The sequence below is a fragment of the Marinobacter mangrovi genome, from assembly GCF_016798325.1.
Classification (GTDB): Bacteria; Pseudomonadota; Gammaproteobacteria; order Pseudomonadales; family Oleiphilaceae; genus Marinobacter_A; species Marinobacter_A mangrovi.
In genome coordinates, this window is record NZ_JAERVO010000002.1 from 248,330 (window position 1) to 266,884 (window position 18,555).

The 18,555-nt window shown below is 62.4% G+C and carries 16 protein-coding genes; 6 read left to right on the forward strand and 10 right to left on the reverse strand.

Going from position 1 to position 18,555, the window contains the following annotated elements; all coding sequences use genetic code 11:
- Positions 1–267: 267 nt before the first annotated feature.
- The gene (locus JL474_RS07095) at positions 268–1,923 is read left to right on the forward strand and encodes a L,D-transpeptidase family protein (protein ID WP_236012100.1); all 1,656 of its coding nucleotides are present in this window, start codon (positions 268–270) and stop codon (positions 1,921–1,923) included.
- A 12-nt stretch (positions 1,924–1,935) separates the two neighbouring features.
- On the opposite strand, the gene JL474_RS07100 is transcribed toward JL474_RS07095, so the two are convergent.
- Positions 1,936–3,141: an MFS transporter gene (locus tag JL474_RS07100; protein WP_236012101.1), complete on the reverse strand. Its 1,206-nt coding sequence runs from the start codon at positions 3,139–3,141 to the stop codon at positions 1,936–1,938.
- Between the two features lie 263 nt (positions 3,142–3,404).
- Here JL474_RS07100 and ypfJ point away from each other — a divergent pair, with 263 nt between their 5' ends.
- Positions 3,405–4,310, forward strand: a complete 906-nt coding sequence (gene ypfJ, locus JL474_RS07105) for a KPN_02809 family neutral zinc metallopeptidase (RefSeq protein ID WP_203141505.1) — start codon at positions 3,405–3,407, stop codon at positions 4,308–4,310.
- A 9-nt stretch (positions 4,311–4,319) separates the two neighbouring features.
- On the opposite strand, the gene JL474_RS07110 is transcribed toward ypfJ, so the two are convergent.
- Positions 4,320–7,118 (reverse strand): mechanosensitive ion channel domain-containing protein, encoded by a 2,799-nt coding sequence (locus JL474_RS07110; protein WP_236012102.1) that lies wholly within the window; start codon positions 7,116–7,118, stop codon positions 4,320–4,322.
- Between the two features lie 171 nt (positions 7,119–7,289).
- The gene (locus tag JL474_RS07115) at positions 7,290–7,982 is read right to left on the reverse strand and encodes a pseudouridine synthase (protein WP_203141893.1); all 693 of its coding nucleotides are present in this window, start codon (positions 7,980–7,982) and stop codon (positions 7,290–7,292) included.
- Between the two features lie 170 nt (positions 7,983–8,152).
- Here JL474_RS07115 and JL474_RS07120 point away from each other — a divergent pair, with 170 nt between their 5' ends.
- Positions 8,153–9,358, forward strand: a complete 1,206-nt coding sequence (locus JL474_RS07120) for a M48 family metalloprotease (protein ID WP_203141506.1) — start codon at positions 8,153–8,155, stop codon at positions 9,356–9,358.
- A gap of 39 nt (positions 9,359–9,397) precedes the next feature.
- Here JL474_RS07120 and JL474_RS07125 read toward each other — a convergent pair whose 3' ends face one another.
- The 3 genes from JL474_RS07125 to JL474_RS07135 are packed head-to-tail and all read right to left on the reverse strand — an operon-like array spanning position 9,398 to position 11,261.
- On the reverse strand, positions 9,398–9,835 hold the full coding sequence (locus JL474_RS07125; RefSeq protein WP_203141507.1) for a RidA family protein: 438 nt from the start codon (positions 9,833–9,835) through the stop codon (positions 9,398–9,400).
- Entirely contained in the window at positions 9,819–10,757 is a 939-nt protein-coding gene (locus tag JL474_RS07130; protein ID WP_203141508.1) for a sigma-70 family RNA polymerase sigma factor, read from the reverse strand. Before JL474_RS07130 ends, JL474_RS07125 begins: the two co-directional genes overlap by 17 nt.
- A gap of 15 nt (positions 10,758–10,772) precedes the next feature.
- The gene (locus tag JL474_RS07135) at positions 10,773–11,261 is read right to left on the reverse strand and encodes a carboxymuconolactone decarboxylase family protein (protein ID WP_203141509.1); all 489 of its coding nucleotides are present in this window, start codon (positions 11,259–11,261) and stop codon (positions 10,773–10,775) included.
- A gap of 160 nt (positions 11,262–11,421) precedes the next feature.
- Between JL474_RS07135 and JL474_RS07140 the strand changes: the two genes are divergently transcribed.
- Both JL474_RS07140 and JL474_RS07145 read left to right on the forward strand, forming a co-directional pair.
- Positions 11,422–11,913 (forward strand): GFA family protein, encoded by a 492-nt coding sequence (locus JL474_RS07140; RefSeq protein ID WP_203141510.1) that lies wholly within the window; start codon positions 11,422–11,424, stop codon positions 11,911–11,913.
- 149 nt (positions 11,914–12,062) lie between these two features.
- Positions 12,063–13,085 (forward strand): class I fructose-bisphosphate aldolase, encoded by a 1,023-nt coding sequence (locus JL474_RS07145; RefSeq protein ID WP_203141511.1) that lies wholly within the window; start codon positions 12,063–12,065, stop codon positions 13,083–13,085.
- Between the two features lie 9 nt (positions 13,086–13,094).
- On the opposite strand, the gene JL474_RS07150 is transcribed toward JL474_RS07145, so the two are convergent.
- The 3 genes from JL474_RS07150 to JL474_RS07160 form a co-directional block, all read right to left on the reverse strand.
- The gene (locus JL474_RS07150) at positions 13,095–13,670 is read right to left on the reverse strand and encodes a GNAT family N-acetyltransferase (RefSeq protein ID WP_203141512.1); all 576 of its coding nucleotides are present in this window, start codon (positions 13,668–13,670) and stop codon (positions 13,095–13,097) included.
- Positions 13,671–13,759: 89 nt separating this feature from the next.
- Entirely contained in the window at positions 13,760–14,389 is a 630-nt protein-coding gene (locus JL474_RS07155) for an HPP family protein (protein WP_203141513.1), read from the reverse strand.
- Between the two features lie 180 nt (positions 14,390–14,569).
- Positions 14,570–17,005 (reverse strand): putative bifunctional diguanylate cyclase/phosphodiesterase, encoded by a 2,436-nt coding sequence (locus tag JL474_RS07160; protein ID WP_203141514.1) that lies wholly within the window; start codon positions 17,003–17,005, stop codon positions 14,570–14,572.
- 177 nt (positions 17,006–17,182) lie between these two features.
- On the opposite strand from JL474_RS07160, the gene JL474_RS07165 reads away from it, so the two are divergent.
- The gene (locus tag JL474_RS07165) at positions 17,183–17,449 is read left to right on the forward strand and encodes a DksA/TraR family C4-type zinc finger protein (RefSeq protein ID WP_123632864.1); all 267 of its coding nucleotides are present in this window, start codon (positions 17,183–17,185) and stop codon (positions 17,447–17,449) included.
- On the opposite strand, the gene JL474_RS07170 is transcribed toward JL474_RS07165, so the two are convergent.
- A complete protein-coding gene (locus JL474_RS07170; RefSeq protein ID WP_203141515.1) occupies positions 17,446–18,336 on the reverse strand; it encodes a patatin-like phospholipase family protein in 891 nt (296 codons plus the stop codon). The genes JL474_RS07165 and JL474_RS07170 overlap by 4 nt on opposite strands.
- Positions 18,337–18,555 lie beyond the last annotated feature (219 nt).

Sequence of the window (18,555 nt, forward strand, 5' to 3'; positions counted from 1 at the left end):
TTTGATCTTTTTCTTTATTTTTTACACCGGCCTGTTTCAGGCGTATACCTTCAATCCGTTCCGATTGCCGGATTCATGACCAGCCGCACACTATTGGATCAAATCACTGAAATATTAAGATTATTGATTGTTGGACAATAGGATTTAATCGATTGGCGAGCTTCAAGGGTCCCGCTATGCTGTAACGCAATGGCAAGATACGTGCGGATGCCCGGTCAGGGACGACAGACAACGGTAACCATGGGGGCCGGTAAACGGAGTTGTTGGATGTACAAAGGATTAACGGCGAGTGTTGTGGTGGTGCTGCTCATCGTGGGGCTGGTTCCCCCGGCCGGGGCAGACGAGATGTTACGGCAGCGGCTGGAAGCGATTCAGGCGGGCTATACGGTGGCCGCCGGTGGTGAGCCCCTGGTTGCGACCGCCGCACTGAGCGATTTCTACGAATCCCGCGGCTACACCCCTGCCTGGACCCGGCCCGAGCTGCGAGACGATTGGATGAGCGTGCTGGCCGGTATCGCCGGCGACGGTCTGGTGCCCGACGACTACCACGCCAGGGCGCTGGCCGAGCTGCAACAGGACAGCGAGACAGAACACTCGCAGGCGGCCCTGGCGGATCGGGATCTGTTGCTTTCCGACAGTTTCCTGTTGCTGGCGTCGCACCTGCTCGATGGCAAAGTCGATCCGGAAACGACCGACCCCGAATGGCAGGCCGAAAGGCATCAGCGCGAGCTCTACCAAATGCTGTCCCAGGCTTTGGATAGCGGCAACCTGGTGGCCACCGTCGACGCCTTGCGACCGACCCAGACGGGCTACCAGGCCTTACGCAGTGCCCACGGCCGATTGGCGGCCATGGCCAACATGGAGTGGCCGCCGATTCCCGCCGGACCGTCCATTGAGGTAGGGGATCGCGATGACCGTTTGCCCGTCATCCGGCAACGCTTGCGCCTGCTGGGGGATCTCCGGGACGCGGAGGCAGGTGACCCGGTTGCGGATGTGTTTGACGACCGGCTTGAACCGGTGATCCGCGCCTTCCAGCGCCGACACGGCCTGACGGACGACGGTATCATCGGGCGCAAGACCCTGGCGATGGTTAACCTGAGTCCGGCACAGCGGCTTGACCGGGTGGACCTTAACCTGGAGCGGTGGCGCTGGCTGCCGGACAGCCTGGGGCTGCGTTACGTCCTGGTGAACATCGCTGCGTTTGAGATGGAAGTCGTACAGGGCGATCAGGTCGTCATGGAAAAGCCGGTGATTGTCGGGCAGCCCTACCGGCGCACGCCGGTGTTCAGCGATCAGATCCGTTACCTGGTCCTGAACCCCACCTGGACCGTGCCCACCAAGCTGATCCTGCAGGACAAGCTGCCGCAGATCCTGAAGGATCCGGGTTATCTGGAGCGTCTGGGTTTCGAAGTCTACGAGGGCTGGGGTGCCGACCGGCGCCGCGTGGATGCGGCGACCGTGGACTGGAGCCGGGTGTCCGCCCGGAACCTGCCGTATCAGCTGGTGCAGGCGCCGGGGCCACAGAATGCGTTGGGGCAGGTAAAGTTCATGTTCCCCAACAAATACGACGTTTACCTGCACGACACGCCGTCGCGGGACCTGTTCCAGAAAAGCGCACGGACCTTCAGTTCCGGTTGCATCCGGCTCAAGGATCCGATGGAACTGGCCGCCTACCTGCTGAAGGGAAAACCCGGCTGGGATGAGGATCGTCTCAATGCCGTGCTGGCGTCCCGGAAAACCACCACCGTCCTGCTGGATGATCCGATACCGATCCACCTGCAATACTGGACTGTCTGGGTCGACGGTCATGGAACGCTGCAGTTCCGGCCGGACATCTACGATCGCGACCCGGCGGTGCTGGCCGCGCTGCACGAGTCACCGTCGGCAGGCTCGGCCGCCCAGGCCCGGCTGACCGGAGGCTGAGACGGAGCCCGACTAGTCGGGCTCTGGGACCAGCTGCCCGCCGTTCTCATGGCGCCAGGCCATCATGAAGATGCCCAGCCCCGCAACGGCCATCACCGCACCGACGTATCCGGTGGACTGCCAGCCCAGGCCGGCGGTAATCGCCATGCCGCCGAGCCAGGGGCCAAGGGCGTTGGCCACGTTGAATGCGGCGTGGTGGGACGCGGCAGCCAGCGTCTGGGCCTCGTTTGCCACATCCATCAGGCGAGTTTGCAGCGCCGGCCCGAGGGCGGACATCTGGGCGACCAGGAAGCAGATCAGCAGCAGACTCCAGACCGATCCCGTGGCGAGCGGAAACAGCATCAGCATGCCGATGGCCCAGATCAGCAGCAGGCCCACGCAGCGGAACTGCAGGCGGTCAAACAGCCAGCCGCCGAGGATGTTGCCGATAAAACCGCCCAACCCAAACACCGCCAGGGCGATGGGGATCCAGAACGGTTCCACCTTTGTCACGTTCAACAGGGTGGGCGCCAGGTAACTGAACACGCAGAACATACCGGCAAAGCCAATCGCGCCGATGGCGAGGGCGTACCAGAGCTGGGCACCGCGGAAGGCCCGGACTTCATGCAGCGGGCTGTTGCGCGGTTCGTCCCGGTTGAGGGGCAGGAAGAAAAACACCAGCACCGCGGTCAGGGCGGCGATGCCGCCGACAAACATGTAGGCGTAGCGCCAGTTCAGGGATTGGCCCAGCACCGTGGCCAGCGGGTTGCCGATCAACAAAGCCAGCGTCAGCCCCATCATCACCCGACTGACCGCTTTGGCGCGCTGGTTGACCGGCACCAGCGAGGCCGCCACCAGCGCGGCTACACCGAAATAGGCCCCGTGGGGCAGGCCGGCAATAAAGCGGAAAACCATCAGGGAGTCATAACCTGGCGCCAGGGCGCTGGCGACGTTCCCCAGTGCGTAAAACGCCATCAGCAGGATCAGCAGATGCCGCCGGAACAGCCGCGCGCCCAGGATGGCGAGCAGCGGTGCGCCCACCACAACACCCAGTGCATAGGCGCTGATCAGGTGGCCGACTTCCGGTTCGCTGACGCCCAGGTCACTGGACAGGTTGGGCATCAGCCCCATGATGGCGAATTCACCGGTACCGATCCCGAAACCGCCCATGGCGAGTGCCAGTTCGATCAGCAATACCTTGAATTTTGAAAATTCATGCAATGGCGCCTGGGCCGACATGGTATCCCTATTGTGTCTGGAGACCCCGCAGTGATCGCGCGAGTGGGATCAGGGGCAAACATGGAAGTGATTAGGATACGTATTATCCGTGTCGGTGGGCGTGAAAGGTATAAGCGATTCCGCGAATGCAGGATGATCCGGTAGCGGTTGGTTTTTATACCCATTTGGTCGTTGGTGGGTACCCGCGCTGGGCTATAGTCAAGGGACACCCGGTTTTGTGCCGTCGGGCGATCCTTTCGGATGCGATAGGGGAGGCGATGGCCATGCGCTGGCGGGGTCGACAGCAGAGCAGTCATGTAGAGGATCGGCGTGGCGACACCGCCGGGTACTCGGCGGCCGGCGCGGGCGGCATGATGCTGTTGCGCTTCCTGCCGGCCCTGTTGCGCAGCAAGGTCGGGCGTACCGTGCTGATACTGGCGGTTGTCGTGGTTGTCGGCGCCCGATTCATGGGCGTCGATCTTCTGCCCATGCTGCTGGGCACCAGTGTGTCCACCACCCAGTCTCCCCGGGAACTGAGTGCCGCCGATCAGGAACTGGTGGAGTTTGTGTCCGTCGTCCTGGCGGATACCGAGCAAACCTGGAACGAGCAGTTCGCCGCTCTGGGCGGGCGTTATCGTGAGCCGACACTGGTGCTGTTCTCGGGACGGGTCAATTCCGCTTGCGGTCTGGCCAGTGCGGCGGTCGGGCCGTTCTACTGCCCTGCCGACCAACAAGTGTATCTGGATCTCTCCTTTTTCCACGATCTGAAAACGCGCTTTGCCGCGCCGGGTGATTTTGCCCAGGCCTACGTGATTGCCCACGAAGTCGGCCATCATGTGCAGACGCTGATGGGCATCAGCGACAAGGTGCGCCAGGCGGGGCAGGGACGCAGTCAGGCGACCGTGAACGCCTTGTCGGTTCGCCAGGAATTACAGGCCGACTGCTTTGCCGGCGTGTGGGGGCATGCCGCTCACACCGAGCGGCAGATGCTGGAAGCGGGCGACCTGGACGAGGCGTTGAACGCAGCCAGCGCCATTGGTGACGACCGCCTGCAACGCCAGGCCGGCGGGTCGGTCGTACCGGACAGCTTCACTCACGGCACGTCCGAGCAGCGGGTGCGCTGGTTCCGGCAAGGCTTCGACAGCGGCGAGATCCGCACCTGCAATACCTTTGACGCGAATCCCCTTTAAAAGCCCGAACTAGGAGCCCGAGGTCTGTTGGGCGGCGCTGTTCATGGGCGGCACCGGCGCGGCTGTCCGAATATGGATATCCCGCTGCGGGAAGGGGATTTCCACGCCGGCTTCGCGCAGGGCCCGGGTGATTGAGGAATGCAATTCGTGGGACAGGGGCATGAAGTCCATCAGGTCCCGGACGAATGCCCGAATCTCGAAATCGATGCTGCTGTCGCCCAGGCCCACACAGAACACCGCCGGCGCCGGATCCTCCACCACCCGCTCGTTATCGAGGGTTACGCGGTAGAGAACGTCACGGACCTTGTCGACGTCCGAACCGTAGGCCACGCCCACCCGGATGATGACCCGGGTAATCGGGTCGGACAGGGTCCAGTTGGTCAGATCCTGAGTGACGAAGGTCTTGTTGGGAATGATCTGTTCCTTGCGGTCCCAGTCCATCAGGGTCGTCGCGCGGATACGGATACGGGTCACGGTGCCGGTGATGCCGTCGATCGTGACCGTATCGCCGACCCGTATGGGCCGCTCGAACAACAGGATGATGCCGGAGACGAAGTTGGCGACGATTTCCTGAAGACCGAAACCGAGACCGACGCCCAGTGCGGCCACCAACCATTGCAGTTTGGACCATTGCAGCCCCAGCACGGCCAGGGAAATACTCGCTCCCAGGAAAACGATGACGTACTTGGCGAGCGTCGTGATGGCATAGCCGGAACCCGGTTCCAGATTCAGCCGGCTGAGGATCATCACTTCCAGGGTACCCGGCAGGTTCCTGGCCGCGACCACGGTGCCGGCCACAAACAACAGGGCCACCAGCAGGTCCCCCAGGGTGATTGGCATCAGATCCTCTTTACCGCTGCCGGTGCTGATGTTCCAGAGTGTGACGCTGTCGAACAGCTGCAGGGCCGGTATGACGTCCTTCCACATGAACCACAGGCCGGTTACCGCGATGGCCAGTGCCAGGATTCTCAGCAGTGACGTACTCTGTTGGCTGATGTCCTTGAGGTTCATCTCCGGCATGTCCAGGGCTGGCGGGACGCCTTCACCCGTGGATTCGGCTGCCTCCCGTGCTTCGGCCATCTTGCGCTCATTGGCTCGCTGTTCCAGCAGGCGCTCCAGGGTCAGGCGCCGCTCACGCACCGACAGGGCGCGCAGGCCAAGGAAGTAAAGGAGGATGACAAAGGCCAGCCAGCAAATGGAAATAAACAGACTGCCTTCCAATTGGACGGCCGTGTAGTGGTAGCCCATCAGGGAGGCCAGGGCCAGGAGCATGGGGGTGGCGACGGCGAACCAGTGCAGGATACGCAGCGTCCGGTTGTTTAGCCGGCGGTGACGAACCGCCGCCATGGTGCGATGCGCAAAGGTGGCCAGGGCTGCCGACGCCACCAGGAACAGGATGCGCCCCAGACTATCCCGATAGACGGCCCCGTCCGGGGTTTCCAGCGTCGGCATGACAATGGTGATGGGAATCAACACGGCCATCAGGATGGGGATTTCCCGACGGATGCCCTGGAGGGTCTTCGGATTCCACTTGAAGTGACGTTCCCCGAGGCCGGCCTGACGGGCCACCTTATGCACGAGGTTCAGCAGCAGCATGATGAAGGCGGCGGCGCCGAAACCTTTGGATATGGCGCTGAAGAATTCGTTGCCTTCCTTGACCAGCAGCGTGCCCAGTGACAACAACAGCACTCCCGGAAGGGACAGCAGCAGGCTGTAAAGCAGGGCCATCAGTGTCATGGGGAAGGCATCGTGCCCCACGTTGCCGACGTATTCGCCGGTGTCGATCAGGGCCTTGCGGATCGTCCGGCGCTTGACCAGCAGGGCCGCCAGTACCAACACCAGCAAGGCCATGCGGAACCCCCGCTCGCTGACGGAGGCGCTGATCGCCGATTTCACTGCGGACCATTTGAACGAAGACGCGAACCAGGCCAGACCCTGGTAGAGCTGGTTAAAGGTGTCCTTGCTGACCACATCGGCGCTTGGCAGCCAGAACAGACGCTGTTGCAGCAGCTCCTGGTAGGCATCGACCCGATCCCGCAGCTGGGTCACCGTGCTGTAGTACTCGTTGAGCACTTCGATGTGATCGGTCACGGCCTTGTGGAGCTGGCGCAGCAGGTCGGCGCGCTTCTGTCGCATTTGCCCCTGGGCGTTGTTGTCCGGGTTCATGACGGCTTCGTATTCTTCCAGCCGCAGTTGTTCTTCCCGGGCAGCGGAAAGCTGGTCACGAATGCCTTCGGTGAGCCCTTCGGCAATGGTCTGGCGGCGCAGGCGGTCAAGCCGCTGGCGCAGCAGGCGGGCGTAGTCGTCCGTCAGGTTCAAGCCCGCTTTTTCCAACCGCAGCTCGAAGCTCTTGTATTCGTCATCCAGGCGCTTGAGCAGGCTGTCGGCATAGGCCAGTCGCTCGCGACTGTTCGCCAGCGCCACCAGGCGTTCATCCAGGGAGTTGCGCAGGGCCTGGATCTGCTGGCGGATATCCGCCGTCCGGGCGGAGGGCAACTGGCTTTGCAGCGGTTTGCCGGCATTGTCGTCGATCGCCGGCTGCACCGGGTTGGGAGACGGCTTCGGCGGTGGCTGCTTGTCCTTGTCCTGACGCTCTCCGGCCTTGTTCTCGCCGTCGTTGGCCTGGCCTGACTCGGACGGGTCTTTCTGTTTGTCAGCAGACTGTTTGTCGGTAGCGTCGTCCTGCTGATCCTGGCTTTCTGTGGCCGCTTTCTTTTCCTGCCCGGGGTGGGGCAGCAGGTCCATCAGCGACGATTGTGCATGGGCCGGTGTGCCGCAAAGGCACACCATCAGGAGCAGACAACGCATTACCCATACGGCTGGCGAAATCGGTCGGCGAGAAAGTCGGGGGTGTCTTAACGTCATGAATTGGAAGCGTCCTGTGCCCGGTTAGCCCCCATTAGTGTAACCACAAAGGCCGTCAGATGAGAGCCGGTACCGATGAACAGGTTGTCACGGACGACGTTTTCCAGTGTGACATTAGTCAACCGATGCAATTTCATGATGACTCAGTTGGCGGCATTCACCGGGAGCCAGGGACGGGTCCAGCTGTATGTCACCCATGCTTTCCCGGTGCAGGGCAACCACCCGGTTGCCGACCGCCGTAAACATCCGCTTCACCTGATGGTAGCGCCCTTCGTAGATCGTCAGGCGCGCTTCGCAAAGGCCCAGCTGTTCGAGCTGGGCGGGCGAGGTGGTCAGGCCTTCGTAGGGGAAGTAGATGCCTTCGGCAAAACGGACCGCCGTCTCCGGCGTGATCGGCTGCAGCGTGCGCACGTGATAGACCTTGGAATGCCTTTCCCGGGGTTCCGTGAGCCGTCGTGACCAGTGACCGTCGTTGGTCAGGATCAGCAGTCCGGACGTGGCCCGGTCGAGCCGACCGCCAATGTGGAGTTGTGGCCGCAGTACCGGATCCACCAGGTCGAGCACCGTCGGGTGCGTTGGATCGCGCGTGGCACTGAGATAGCCGGCGGGCTTGTGCAGCATCAGGTAATGCGCCTGACGGGACTGCAGTACTGATTCATCCAGCGTGACGGTATGGAAACGGCCGACGGTGACGGTCGGGTTGCGTTCCGTGACGCTGTCCATCTCGACGCGACCGCCGGCAATGGCCTGGCGTGCGGCTTTCTGGCTGCTGCGGGTGTGTTTGCTGATGAACCGGTCGAGTCTCATGGCGGCCATTATGCCACGGGCAGGTGTCGGGGCCGCTGTCATTGTGTGAGTGATACATCTTTTCACAAAAACACGGGCAGTATTGGACTAGTATTCAACGCGATGCGCCGGCCGGAGTCGGTGCTGTGCTGGATTTAAAAAAGAAAACAAAGCATTCGAGGGATCGTTCAATGGATTTGGTTTACAAACATGAGAAGCCGCTGTTCGTAATGGCGGCCGTCCTGTCCGGCCTGTTCTGGCTGGCGTTGGTCGTAGGCACACTGGGCATCGCGCTGCTCTACCTGTTGCTGGGTTACCTGGTGTTCCTGTTCGCCCATTCGGCGTTTATTTCGCACCTCAAGGGGTCGGGTGTTCGCATCAGCGAGGAGCAGTACCCGGACCTGCACCGCAAGCTGGTGGCCAGCTGCGAGAAAGTCGGGCTCAAGAAGGTGCCCGAGGCCTATCTGCTGCGTGCGGATTTCTTCAACGCACTGGCAACGAAGTTCCTGGGACGGCACTTCGTGGTGCTGTTTACCGACGTGGTGGACGCGCTGGACAGTCAGCCCGGTGCCATCGACTTCTACATCGGCCACGAGCTGGGCCATATCCATCGCAAGCACCTGTCCTGGCGTTCCTTCGTCATGCCGGCGTCGATCCTGCCGGTGCTGGGGCCAGCCCTGCGGCGTGCCGAGGAATACACCTGCGATCGCTACGGCGTGGCCTGCTGCGAATCCGAGGACGACATCAAGGCGGCGATTGCGGCCATAGCCGCCGGTGATACCCGCTGGAAAACCCTGAATGTGGACGCCTACCTGAACCAGGTACAGGCCACCAACGGCTTCTGGATGTCCTTCAACGAGCTGACCGGCGACTACCCCTGGCTGAGCAAGCGTATGGCGGCCGCCATTGCCCTGCATCGTGGCGAAACCGTGCGTCAGCCGCGCCGCCATGGGTTTGCCTGGTTCCTGTCGCTGTTCGTGCCCCGGGTGGGCGGCGGTGCCGGCGGCTTTGCTTCACTGCTTATCACCGTGGCGATCGTTGGTGTGCTGGCGGCCGTGGCCATTCCCGCCTACCAGGACTACGTGGAACGGGCGCGGTACCAGGACGCCTACAGCCAGATGCAGCAGATCCAGGGGGACGTGAACCGCTACGTCCAGGCCAACAACCAGTGGCCGGCATCGCTGCAGGCGGTGGGCTACCCGAGTGCGATGGTCACCGGCAATCACTATGAAGTCGGTATCTACGACGACGGTATTCTCGCGGCCAACATGGGGACCGACAGCTTTGGCGAGCCCCAATACCTGGTGCTGGAACCCGCCTCCACCGACAGCGGCCTGCAATGGAGCTGCTACGGGCAGAACGCCGAGGGCAAGTTCCTGCCACCGGCCTGCCGATAAGCCTTGACCGGCCGGGGCACCTGCGCGCCCCGGCTGTTTTTAAGAGGCGTACGCCTCGACCGGCAATACCGCCGTGGCTTCCACCTCGAACAGCATGCCGTCCAGGGCCAGGCGAGGAACCGGAATCAGGGTTTGAACCGGTGCCGGATCGGATCCCCAGGCCTGCCGGATTTCCTCGGCCAAAACGCGAAGCTTGTCCTCGTCATGATCGACCACCAGCGTCGTCAGCCTGGCGATATCCGACAGTTCCCCGCCGGCCGCATTGATCGCCACTTTAAGATTGGACAGCGCCCAGCGCACCTGCAGGTGGAAATCGCCCGGAAGTTCGCCGTTGGCGTTCTCACCGCCCTGGCCGGCAATCAGGACCAGCCGGTTGCCCGGAGAGACCACAGCGAGATGTGAGTACCCGTTTTCCGTTGGATCGTAGAGTCCTTCCGGGTTGGACAGTTGTATCGGTACATCATTCTGGTGACTCATGCGGGAACCTCCCGTTATCGCTTTTCGAAGCGTTCATCAACGATTCTGGTACGAGATGCGCCAGGTGATCCAGTTTATTCGGATTGCGGATCACATAAATGTCGGTAATCCGACCGTCATGCAGGGCTACCGACGTGACTTGCAGCATGCCATCGGCTTCCAGCGTCAGGAAGCCCGGCAGGCCGTTGATGATGACCCGGCGGGACCAGCGGGGCGGTTGGCCTTTCTTGCGAGCCACACCGGCAAAGAAGCGGCTGATCCGGTCCGCTCCATGAATCAGTCGCAGGGCGGCTGAACGGATACCACCGCCATCGGCGTGGAGCACCACGTGCTCAGACAGCACCGTCAACAGGGTTTGGGTGTCGCCGGAACGTGACGCACTGAAAAAGGCCTCGGCCAGGCGTTCGCCCTGATCCGGGTCGGCCTCGAAACGGGGGCGGGCGGACTGGACGTGGTGGCGTGCCCGCTTCGCCAGTTGGCGGCAGGCCGACTCGCTGCGATCCAGGGTCTTGGCCACGTCCCGGAAGTCCATGTCAAAGACATCGTGCAGCAGAAACGCCGCCCGCTCCAGTGGCGAGAGGCGTTCCAGGGCCAGCATCAGGGCAAAGGACACATCGTGGGCCAGGTCATGGATCGACGCCGGGTCGTTCGTCTCGAGCACAACAGGCTCCGGCAGCCACGGACCGACGTAGGTCTCGCGCTGGTGCCGGGCCTCTTTCCAGCGGTCCAGGCAAAGGCGGCTGACAACCGTCGAGAGGTAGGCCCCCGGGTTGTCGATGCCGCCGATGTCCATGCCGTGCCAGCGCAGGTAGGCTTCCTGCACCACATCCTCGGCGTCCGAGACGGTGCCGAGCATGCGGTAGGCCAGTCCTTTCAGGGCCGGACGATGGGCTTCGAAGTCAGTCGCAGATCCCTGGCTCATGAGGTGATTCCTTGTTTATGCCGTCGCCTTGGACCGAACCGATCCCTTGGGTGTGCGTGCGCCCCCGGTGGCGTGCACCCGGCGGAAACCGACGGCGATCCGGTTCCAGGTATTGATGGCGCCGATCAGCACCGTCAGCTTGACCAGTTCCGCTTCGCTGAACTGGGCGTTGGCCTGTTCGAAGTCCGCGTCCGGGGCGCCGGTGTCGGCGATTCGCGTCAGTGACTCCGTCCAGGCCAGGGCTGCCCGCTCGCGATCGCTGAACAGCGGCGATTCACGCCAGGCGGTCAGCACGTGGAGGCGTTCTTCCGTTTCGCCGGCATCCCGCGCATCCCGGGTGTGCATGTGCAGGCAATAGCCGCAGCCGTTGATCTGGGAGGTGCGAATCCGCACCAGTTCCACCAGAGAGTACTCCAGTTCGCAATCGTGGAGATAGCTTTCCAGGTGAACCATGGCCTGGATGGCGTCCGGTGCGGCGGTAAAAGGGTCGAGTCGGGATTGCATGGGTGTGGCTCCTTTACGGTTGGATTCACCCATAAGACGAGACAGCCGGACGGAATGTGACATCGACAGACAAAAAACTTGATCGGGATGCCTTTTCTCCGGGTGGCAGGCGCGTTAGCGTTAAGATTGATGTTCATTTTCTGCCAACCGGGAGAGGCCCATGAAACTCGATGGATCCTGTCATTGTGGTGCCGTTCGCTTTGCCGTGGAGTCCGCGCATCCGTACCCGTTCAACCTCTGTTACTGCACGATTTGCCGAAAGACCGGCGGAGGCGGTGGCTACGCCATCAACCTGGGGGCCGACTACAACACACTGCGGGTCTGGGGTGAGGACAACATTACGATTTACCACGCCCGGATGGCGGACGCCGAGACAGGTACCATCGAGGAAAGCTCCGGCCAGCGCCACTTCTGTAAAGTCTGCGGCAGTGTTCTTTGGCTGTACGACCCGAACTGGCCGGACCTGGTGCATCCCATGGCATCAGCGATTGATACCGAGTTGCCGGAGGCGCCGGAGCGCACCCATCTGATGGTCGCCTTCAAACCGGAGTGGGTACCGCTTGACCCCGGCCCACGGGACAAGGTCTTTGACGAATATCCGAAGGAATCCCTGGCCGAGTGGCACCAGCGACTCGGGCTTGAGGATCGCTGAATGCCAGCAGTGCCGGCGCCAGTATGACGGGAGTATTACCACTGTGTTGGATCCCTTGTCCCGCCGGTTGAAATGGGAAACGATCTGGGGCGTTTCGGGAGTCAATCACGGGTTCCCTGAAGACCCATGGACACAAGGAGGGTTTCACCATGTCGAGTAGCGCTGAGCTGCAGAAAACCATTGAAGACATGATCGACGCCGAGCGCGGTATTCTCGCCGCCGATGAAAGCACAGGCACCATGAGCAAGCGGTTAGCGGCCGTGGGCGTCGAATCCAACGAAGAGAACCGGCGCTGGTATCGCACCATGCTGCTGTCCACGCCCGATGTCGGAAAGTACATCAGCGGCGTCATTTTCTACGAGGAAACCCTGGGCCAGAAGGACGATAGCGGTACGCCACTGGCGGAACTGGCCGCCTCCCAGGGCATCGTACCGGGCATCAAGGTCGATAAGGGTAAGGGCGATCTGCCCGGCGCCCCCGGTGACATGATCACCTACGGTCTGGACGGCCTTGCCGAGCGTCTGGACGGCTACAAGGCCCAGGGCGCTCGCTTCGCCAAGTGGCGCGAGGTGTATCCGATCACCGATCACAATCCTACGGCACTGGGGCTGACCGCCAACGCGGAAATGCTGGCGCGCTATGCCGCCGTCTGTCAGGCCGCCGGCATCGTGCCGATTGTCGAGCCTGAGGTGCTGATCGACGGCAATCACACCATGGCGCGGGCCGCCGAGGTGAACGAGCAGGTCTGGCACGCGGTGTTTCATGCGTTGCACCAGCACGGCGTGGTCCTGGAACACATGATTCTCAAACCCAGCATGGTCACGCTAGGCAAGGAGCAGGGGCCGGCTGCGCCGGAAGACGTGGCGGAGATGACGCTGCGTATCCTGCGACGCACCGTGCCGGCGGCGGTGCCCAGCATCAACTTCCTGTCCGGCGGGCAGACCCCGGAACAGGCCACGGCCAACCTGAATGCGCTCAATCAGCTGCGTGATCGGGCGCCCTGGCAACTGAGCATGTCCTACGGCCGGGCGTTACAGGAGCATGCGATGAAGGCGTGGGGCGGCGATCCGGCCAACCGCGAGAAGGCGCAGCAGGCGTTCTTCAAGCGGGCCCGCCTGAACAGTCTGGCACGGCAGGGGCAGTATCAGGCCCAGCAGGAACAGGCGGCCTGATCGCACCGATCAGACCGGTTTGGTCAGCAGAAACACCTTGCCCGTGTAGGGATAGCACGGGTGAGGCACTACGTCCCGTGAATCCACAATCTGGTAGCCCAGGCGCTGATAGAGGCGCAAGGCGCCGGGGTTCTGTTCGAACACTTCCACGCTGGCGAGGTCGCAGCCGGCGGCGTGGGCCCATTCCGGCACGTTGTCCATGAGCGCCGTGCCAATGCCCTGACCGCGGAATGCGGGGTAGGTGGCCAGCATGTTGATGTAGTAGGACGCCGGCACCTGCTGCTCCAGCTCCACCAGAGGGCGGATGAAATCCGGAAGAGTATCCAGGTCTTCGGCCGCGTCGGCCGCGGGGAGACGATAGCCCAGCAGCATGCCGGTCACACGATCCTGGTCGACGGCCAGGTGGGCGTTTTTGAACGAGAAGTTCTGGTCCGCACTGGCCGCCCTCTCGGCCCCGTACTCGAGGCTGCTCTGGTCAGGACGCCGCGCCATCTCCCAGAAATAGTCGGGAATGCCTTCACCGGCCATCAGGGCCAGCTCGGCAATGGCGAAACCATGGTCGGGAGTTGCCTTGATAATGTCCATATCGGCCGATCCTGCGCCGTCCGCTTTCTTCTGTTATAGCGCGGCCCGGGCCGGCAGGCCAATCGAACGCGATGGTGTCCGTGCTGGCATCAGCGCGAGGTGTCCAGTGCAGCGTTCGGAGAGGCTTCGGGTGCGTTGCGCCACAGTGGATAGGGCAGACCGGCCAGCCGGTTGAGGGTGAAAGCCTGCAGCAGGAGCATGGTGACGCCTGCCATCAGCACCGGCAGCTGATCCAGCCCCGGCATCAGCCCCAGCGACACGATCAGGGCTGTCGCACCGGCCGGCGGATGCGGCACCCGCAGCCACACCATGGCAAAGCCAGTTGCGCCCAGCGACACCGCGGCCGCGCCCACGCGAGCCGGATCCACGCCGGCCGCCATGGCCGATGGCGCGTCGGCAAGCCCGAACAGGTGCAGGCTGGCATAGCCCATCAGGGCGCCGATCAGGTGACCGCACAGGGTATTGCGGGGCGAGGCCGGGGCGGCCATCGGCACGTGGAAGAGAATGAAGGCGGTGGCACCGAGCGATGGGAAAATGAACGCCTGTTGGGTCAGCAGTGCGACAAACGCGATCAGCGCGATGCTGACGGTACCGTTCAGAAAACTGAACGCCGCCATCACCGAACGGTGACTGTAGCGTGCGGTCAGGCGCTCCAGGTGCAGGGCGCGGAGCACGCCGGACACCAGTTGCCAGCGCAGTCGTTCGTTTTTGATTCCCATTGATCAAGACCGGTTGAAAAAAGGTCGGCAACGATATGTTCTGGTTTGGTGCGAAATCAAGAGAGCGTCCGTGTGTCAGATGACAGACGTCATGTTAGGGAACCTCTGTTTAACGCCTGAGCACGCAGAGACGATTCAGGCGTGAATCAGCGGCTCCTTGGGCGTCGGGCCGATGGGGGATCAGGGCCAGCGGACCTGCTCCGTCAGGGGCGGCTCGTCTGCTGCTTCCGGGTGGGTATGGGGGAAGAGCAGTTCCCGGAAGCGGCAGGGCCGGTGTAGACCGAAACCCTGCAGGAAGTCGACACCCACGTCTTTCAGCAGGTCAGCGGCTGCACCGTCCTCGACGCACTCGGCCACTGTCACCTTGTCCAGGGTACGGCTGATGTCGTGGATCGCCTGGACCATGGCCAGGTCGTTTCGATCCCGCGTGATGTTGCGGACAAAGGAACCGTCGATCTTGAGGCAGTCCACGGGCAGTTGGCGCAGATAGCCGAAGGAAGACAGGCCGGTTCCGAAATCGTCCAGCGCAAAGGTGCAGCCCAGTTTCTGCAGGCGTGTCATAAAGGCTTTCACGTCCAACAGGTTATGCACCGCCGCGGTTTCCGTGATTTCGAAACAGAGCTTGCTGCCCGGAATGTTATGGGCGTTGAGTTCGCCGACAATGAAGTCCGCCAGATCCGGCTGGTCGAACGATCGCCCCGACAGGTTGATGTGGCAGGCATCGAGGGTTTCCAGGTGCTGGCGGGCCCGGGCCAGTTGACTGACCACCTCGCTGATGACCCAGCGATCGATTTTGTGGACGATGCCAAACCGTTCGGCGGCCGGCAGGAATTCGGCGGGTGACACCCGCTCGCCCTGTTCGTTGGTCAGGCGGACCAGGACTTCGTAGCGCAGGCCTTTCTTGTCATCCCGGGCCGGCAGGATGCGCTGGGCGTCCAGGTAGAAGCGGTTTTCCGTGAGCGCGGCCTGAATCCGGTTGAGCCAAGCCATCTCGCCGCGTTGCAGGTGCAGCTGGCGGTCGTCCGGGGTCGACACGTAAACCCGGTTGCGTCCGCCGTCCTTGGCCATGTAGCAGGCGATATCCACCGACCGCAGCAGGTCGCTGATATCCGGAGCCTCAGCGTATATCGGCACGACGCCGATACTGGCGCCGATGCTGTGGGATTGTTCCTCCCAGGTGAAGACTATGGATTCCAGCGCCTGCCGGAGCTTTTCTGTCACGTTGGCCGCCGTATCCAGGTTGCAGTTCTGCAGGATCAGGCCGAATTCGTCCCCGCCCAGCCGGGCCAGCACATCGCCTTCGCGCAGACGCGATTCCGCCAGCCGCGCGATTTCCCGCAACAGCTGGTCGCCGGCGGCATGGCCGGACGTGTCGTTGACGATCTTGAACTGGTCCAGATCGATAAAGCACAGGGCGTGTTCGGAGTGCTCGGATCGGGCCCGACCCAGCATCATCGCCAGGCGGTGTTCAAACTCACGTCGGTTGAGCAGACCGGTGAGGGCATCGTGAGTGGCCTGGTAACTTAGCTCTGAAGCCAATCGACGGGACTCGGAGATGTCTTCGAGCATGACGACGAAATAGGCGGCCTGCCCGGAGCGCCGATTGACCATGGAGACGGTCAGTCGGGCCCACAGGTGGTCTCCGCTGCCTTTTTGCAGGCGTTGTTCCAGCGTATAGCTGTCCATTCGGCCCCTCAGAAGGGCTTTATGGGGGCCGCTGCCCAGAGGTAGATCGTCCGGATGGATGCGTTCCATGACCGGCGAGTTGAGCAGGTGATCGTCCGGGGTGTCGAGGATCTGGCAAGCAGCCTGGTTGGCATCGATCACAATGCCCCGAGTGTCCACCTGGATAATGCCCACGGCACTCTGCTCGAAAATGGAGCGGAATTTCTGTTCACTGCTGCGCTGGATCTGCACCAGTCGGTTACCCAGCCGCCAGGCCACCAGGGCCAGCAGGATCAAAAACACCGCACTCACTACGGACAGGGCCGTCGAGGTCCAGCGCGCGGCCTCGCCCATGGCGGTGCGGAATCGGCGGGCATACACTTGCAACTGCTGATTGACCGCGTCCAGCCGCGCCCGGACCGCCTCGATCTGGGCCGGGTCCGGTCGGGATGTGGACCAGGCTTCGGTAAGTGACTGGGTGATGCGGTTCAGTTCAAGCAGGTAGGGATCGGTGTCCCGCCAGGCCTCTACGGCTTTGCGGAACACGCCCACGTTGGAAAAGTAACGGTACAGCCAGATCATCCCGGCCAGGTCGTCCGGATGGTTGTCACCTCGCAGCATCCCCTGGCGAGCGGCCTCGTAGTCCATAGGACGTTGTTCCATCGCCAGCCGGGCGTCCATATCGCCGAGGGGGATGTCCAGCCACTGGCGGGCCAGGCGCAGATCCTCTGGATGCCCCTGGGCAGCGTAGTCGTCCAGGTGGGAAACAGCCGTCAGTTGCGCACGCGACCAGATGCCATTACCGCCGACGTAGCCGGTGATGGCCGACTGGATCTGGACCACGGACACGGTAAAAGCCACCGCTGCAATTAACAGAATAATCAGGCTAATCACCAGTCCCGCGGTTTTCAGCCGATGGGGCCGTCTGCCGGGGACAGCCGTCGATGCCATTCAGGCCTCCTTGCATCAAGCGAGTGCTGCCACGTGTTGACCTGTCCAGCCAGCGCAGCACACCTATCAGTAAAACTGTAGTCGCTGATGGCAAGGTTTGCGGCGTTGTTGACACAAATTGACAGTTGGCCGAATGCGTTATGATAAAACGTCAGTCAGTTAACCGGGAGGTACATCATGGCCGGAGGATGGAGTCGGGATGGTGCCGTTCAGGACCAGATCGACAGCACGGTGGAAGATGCGCTGGAGCGGGCGCGCAGCCGGCTGCCCGCGGGTGAGAGCCTGACCCACTGCGAAGAGTGTGACGCGGAGATACCGAAGGCGCGACGAGAGGCACTGCCGGGTGTGCGGCTTTGCGTGAAGTGTCAGGAAGAACGGGACCGTGAAGAAGGCCCCGTTGCCGGCTACAACCGGCGTGGGAGCAAGGACAGTCAGCTGCGCTAACAGGCCTGGGGCAGCGGCTTCTCAAGGCCGGCCGCCGCCAGGTAGTCGCTGCCGGTTTGCATGCCCTGGCGATAGCCCTTATCCAGTTTGTCCGCGTCCGTAGTCAGCCGTCCGACCGGGAAATCCTCGGGCGGTGCTATCACCCGGACCCGACAGTCCTCGGGCGGATTATCGATAAAATCCAACGTGTCGTTGTACCGGTCGGGCCGGGTTCTGACGGCCTCGTAAAGCGCGGGATGCTTACCGATCAAGGGGCGGATCAGTCCGGGAAAACGGCCGGGCTTCTTGCGGAAACCTTGGGGCTTGGACAGAACCACCGTGATATCCCGGGCTCCCTGTTCATAGGCCCAGCGGACGGGGATGGAGTCGGCAATACCTCCGTCGGTCATTGGCTCGCCTTCGATCTGAGGAAAGTCGCGGAAGGCGATCGGGATCGAACAGGACGCGGTAAACACATCGTGCAGGTTATTCCGGTCGATCTGGTAGTAGTGGGGCTCGCCGCTGTTGATGGCGGTGGTCGCGACCCACAACGGGATCGCCTGCTGGTGAAAACGCTCGAGATTGAGCCAGACGTCGGCGAAGGATTGCTGCCACAGCCAGCGCACATCACAGAGATGACCACCGCGGAGGAACCGTCGCCAGTTGATGAATTCCGGCCGGCAGGCGTGATCGGTGATGACCCGGTAATTGCGACCAAAGTCCCCGGCCAGATAGCCAATCAGGTTGGTTGAGCCCGCCGAAACGCCGACAGTGAAATCCCAGGGCAGGTAATCGTTGGCCAGGAAGGCATCGAGCACGCCCGCCGCAAAGATGCCGCGCATGGCACCCCCTTCGACCACCAACGCCTGTTTCGACGTCGTTTCTCCGGATACCGCGTTGTCAGCCATGAGCATCTCCTTGCCTGGGTCTCGATAGCTATCATGCTAACGATTCGAGGCGGCCCGTGAAAATCGGCATTCGCTATGGCTGTGATGGATTTTTCCCCCGACAGATGACCGAGATCAACGGTCCCGGTCGTCAGAGAATGTCACTCGGGCGGGCGTCGATTCAGCAAAAGACGGCGGTGATTGGGCGGCGCTTTCAATTGATAAAACCTCGGGAGAGGC

Excerpts from the sequence above, each read along its gene's own strand:
- JL474_RS07095 (WP_236012100.1), top strand. The coding sequence starts at position 268 with ATGTACAAAGGATTAACGGCGAGTGTTGTGGTGGTGCTGCTCATCGTG.
- JL474_RS07100 (WP_236012101.1), bottom strand. The coding sequence starts at position 3,141 with ATGTCGGCCCAGGCGCCATTGCATGAATTTTCAAAATTCAAGGTATTG.
- ypfJ (WP_203141505.1), top strand. The coding sequence starts at position 3,405 with ATGCGCTGGCGGGGTCGACAGCAGAGCAGTCATGTAGAGGATCGGCGT.
- JL474_RS07110 (WP_236012102.1), bottom strand. The coding sequence starts at position 7,118 with ATGCGTTGTCTGCTCCTGATGGTGTGCCTTTGCGGCACACCGGCCCAT.
- JL474_RS07115 (WP_203141893.1), bottom strand. The coding sequence starts at position 7,982 with ATGAGACTCGACCGGTTCATCAGCAAACACACCCGCAGCAGCCAGAAA.
- JL474_RS07120 (WP_203141506.1), top strand. The coding sequence starts at position 8,153 with ATGGATTTGGTTTACAAACATGAGAAGCCGCTGTTCGTAATGGCGGCC.
- JL474_RS07125 (WP_203141507.1), bottom strand. The coding sequence starts at position 9,835 with ATGAGTCACCAGAATGATGTACCGATACAACTGTCCAACCCGGAAGGA.
- JL474_RS07130 (WP_203141508.1), bottom strand. The coding sequence starts at position 10,757 with ATGAGCCAGGGATCTGCGACTGACTTCGAAGCCCATCGTCCGGCCCTG.
- JL474_RS07135 (WP_203141509.1), bottom strand. The coding sequence starts at position 11,261 with ATGCAATCCCGACTCGACCCTTTTACCGCCGCACCGGACGCCATCCAG.
- JL474_RS07140 (WP_203141510.1), top strand. The coding sequence starts at position 11,422 with ATGAAACTCGATGGATCCTGTCATTGTGGTGCCGTTCGCTTTGCCGTG.
- JL474_RS07145 (WP_203141511.1), top strand. The coding sequence starts at position 12,063 with ATGTCGAGTAGCGCTGAGCTGCAGAAAACCATTGAAGACATGATCGAC.
- JL474_RS07150 (WP_203141512.1), bottom strand. The coding sequence starts at position 13,670 with ATGGACATTATCAAGGCAACTCCCGACCATGGTTTCGCCATTGCCGAG.
- JL474_RS07155 (WP_203141513.1), bottom strand. The coding sequence starts at position 14,389 with ATGGGAATCAAAAACGAACGACTGCGCTGGCAACTGGTGTCCGGCGTG.
- JL474_RS07160 (WP_203141514.1), bottom strand. The coding sequence starts at position 17,005 with ATGGCATCGACGGCTGTCCCCGGCAGACGGCCCCATCGGCTGAAAACC.
- JL474_RS07165 (WP_123632864.1), top strand. The coding sequence starts at position 17,183 with ATGGCCGGAGGATGGAGTCGGGATGGTGCCGTTCAGGACCAGATCGAC.
- JL474_RS07170 (WP_203141515.1), bottom strand. The coding sequence starts at position 18,336 with ATGGCTGACAACGCGGTATCCGGAGAAACGACGTCGAAACAGGCGTTG.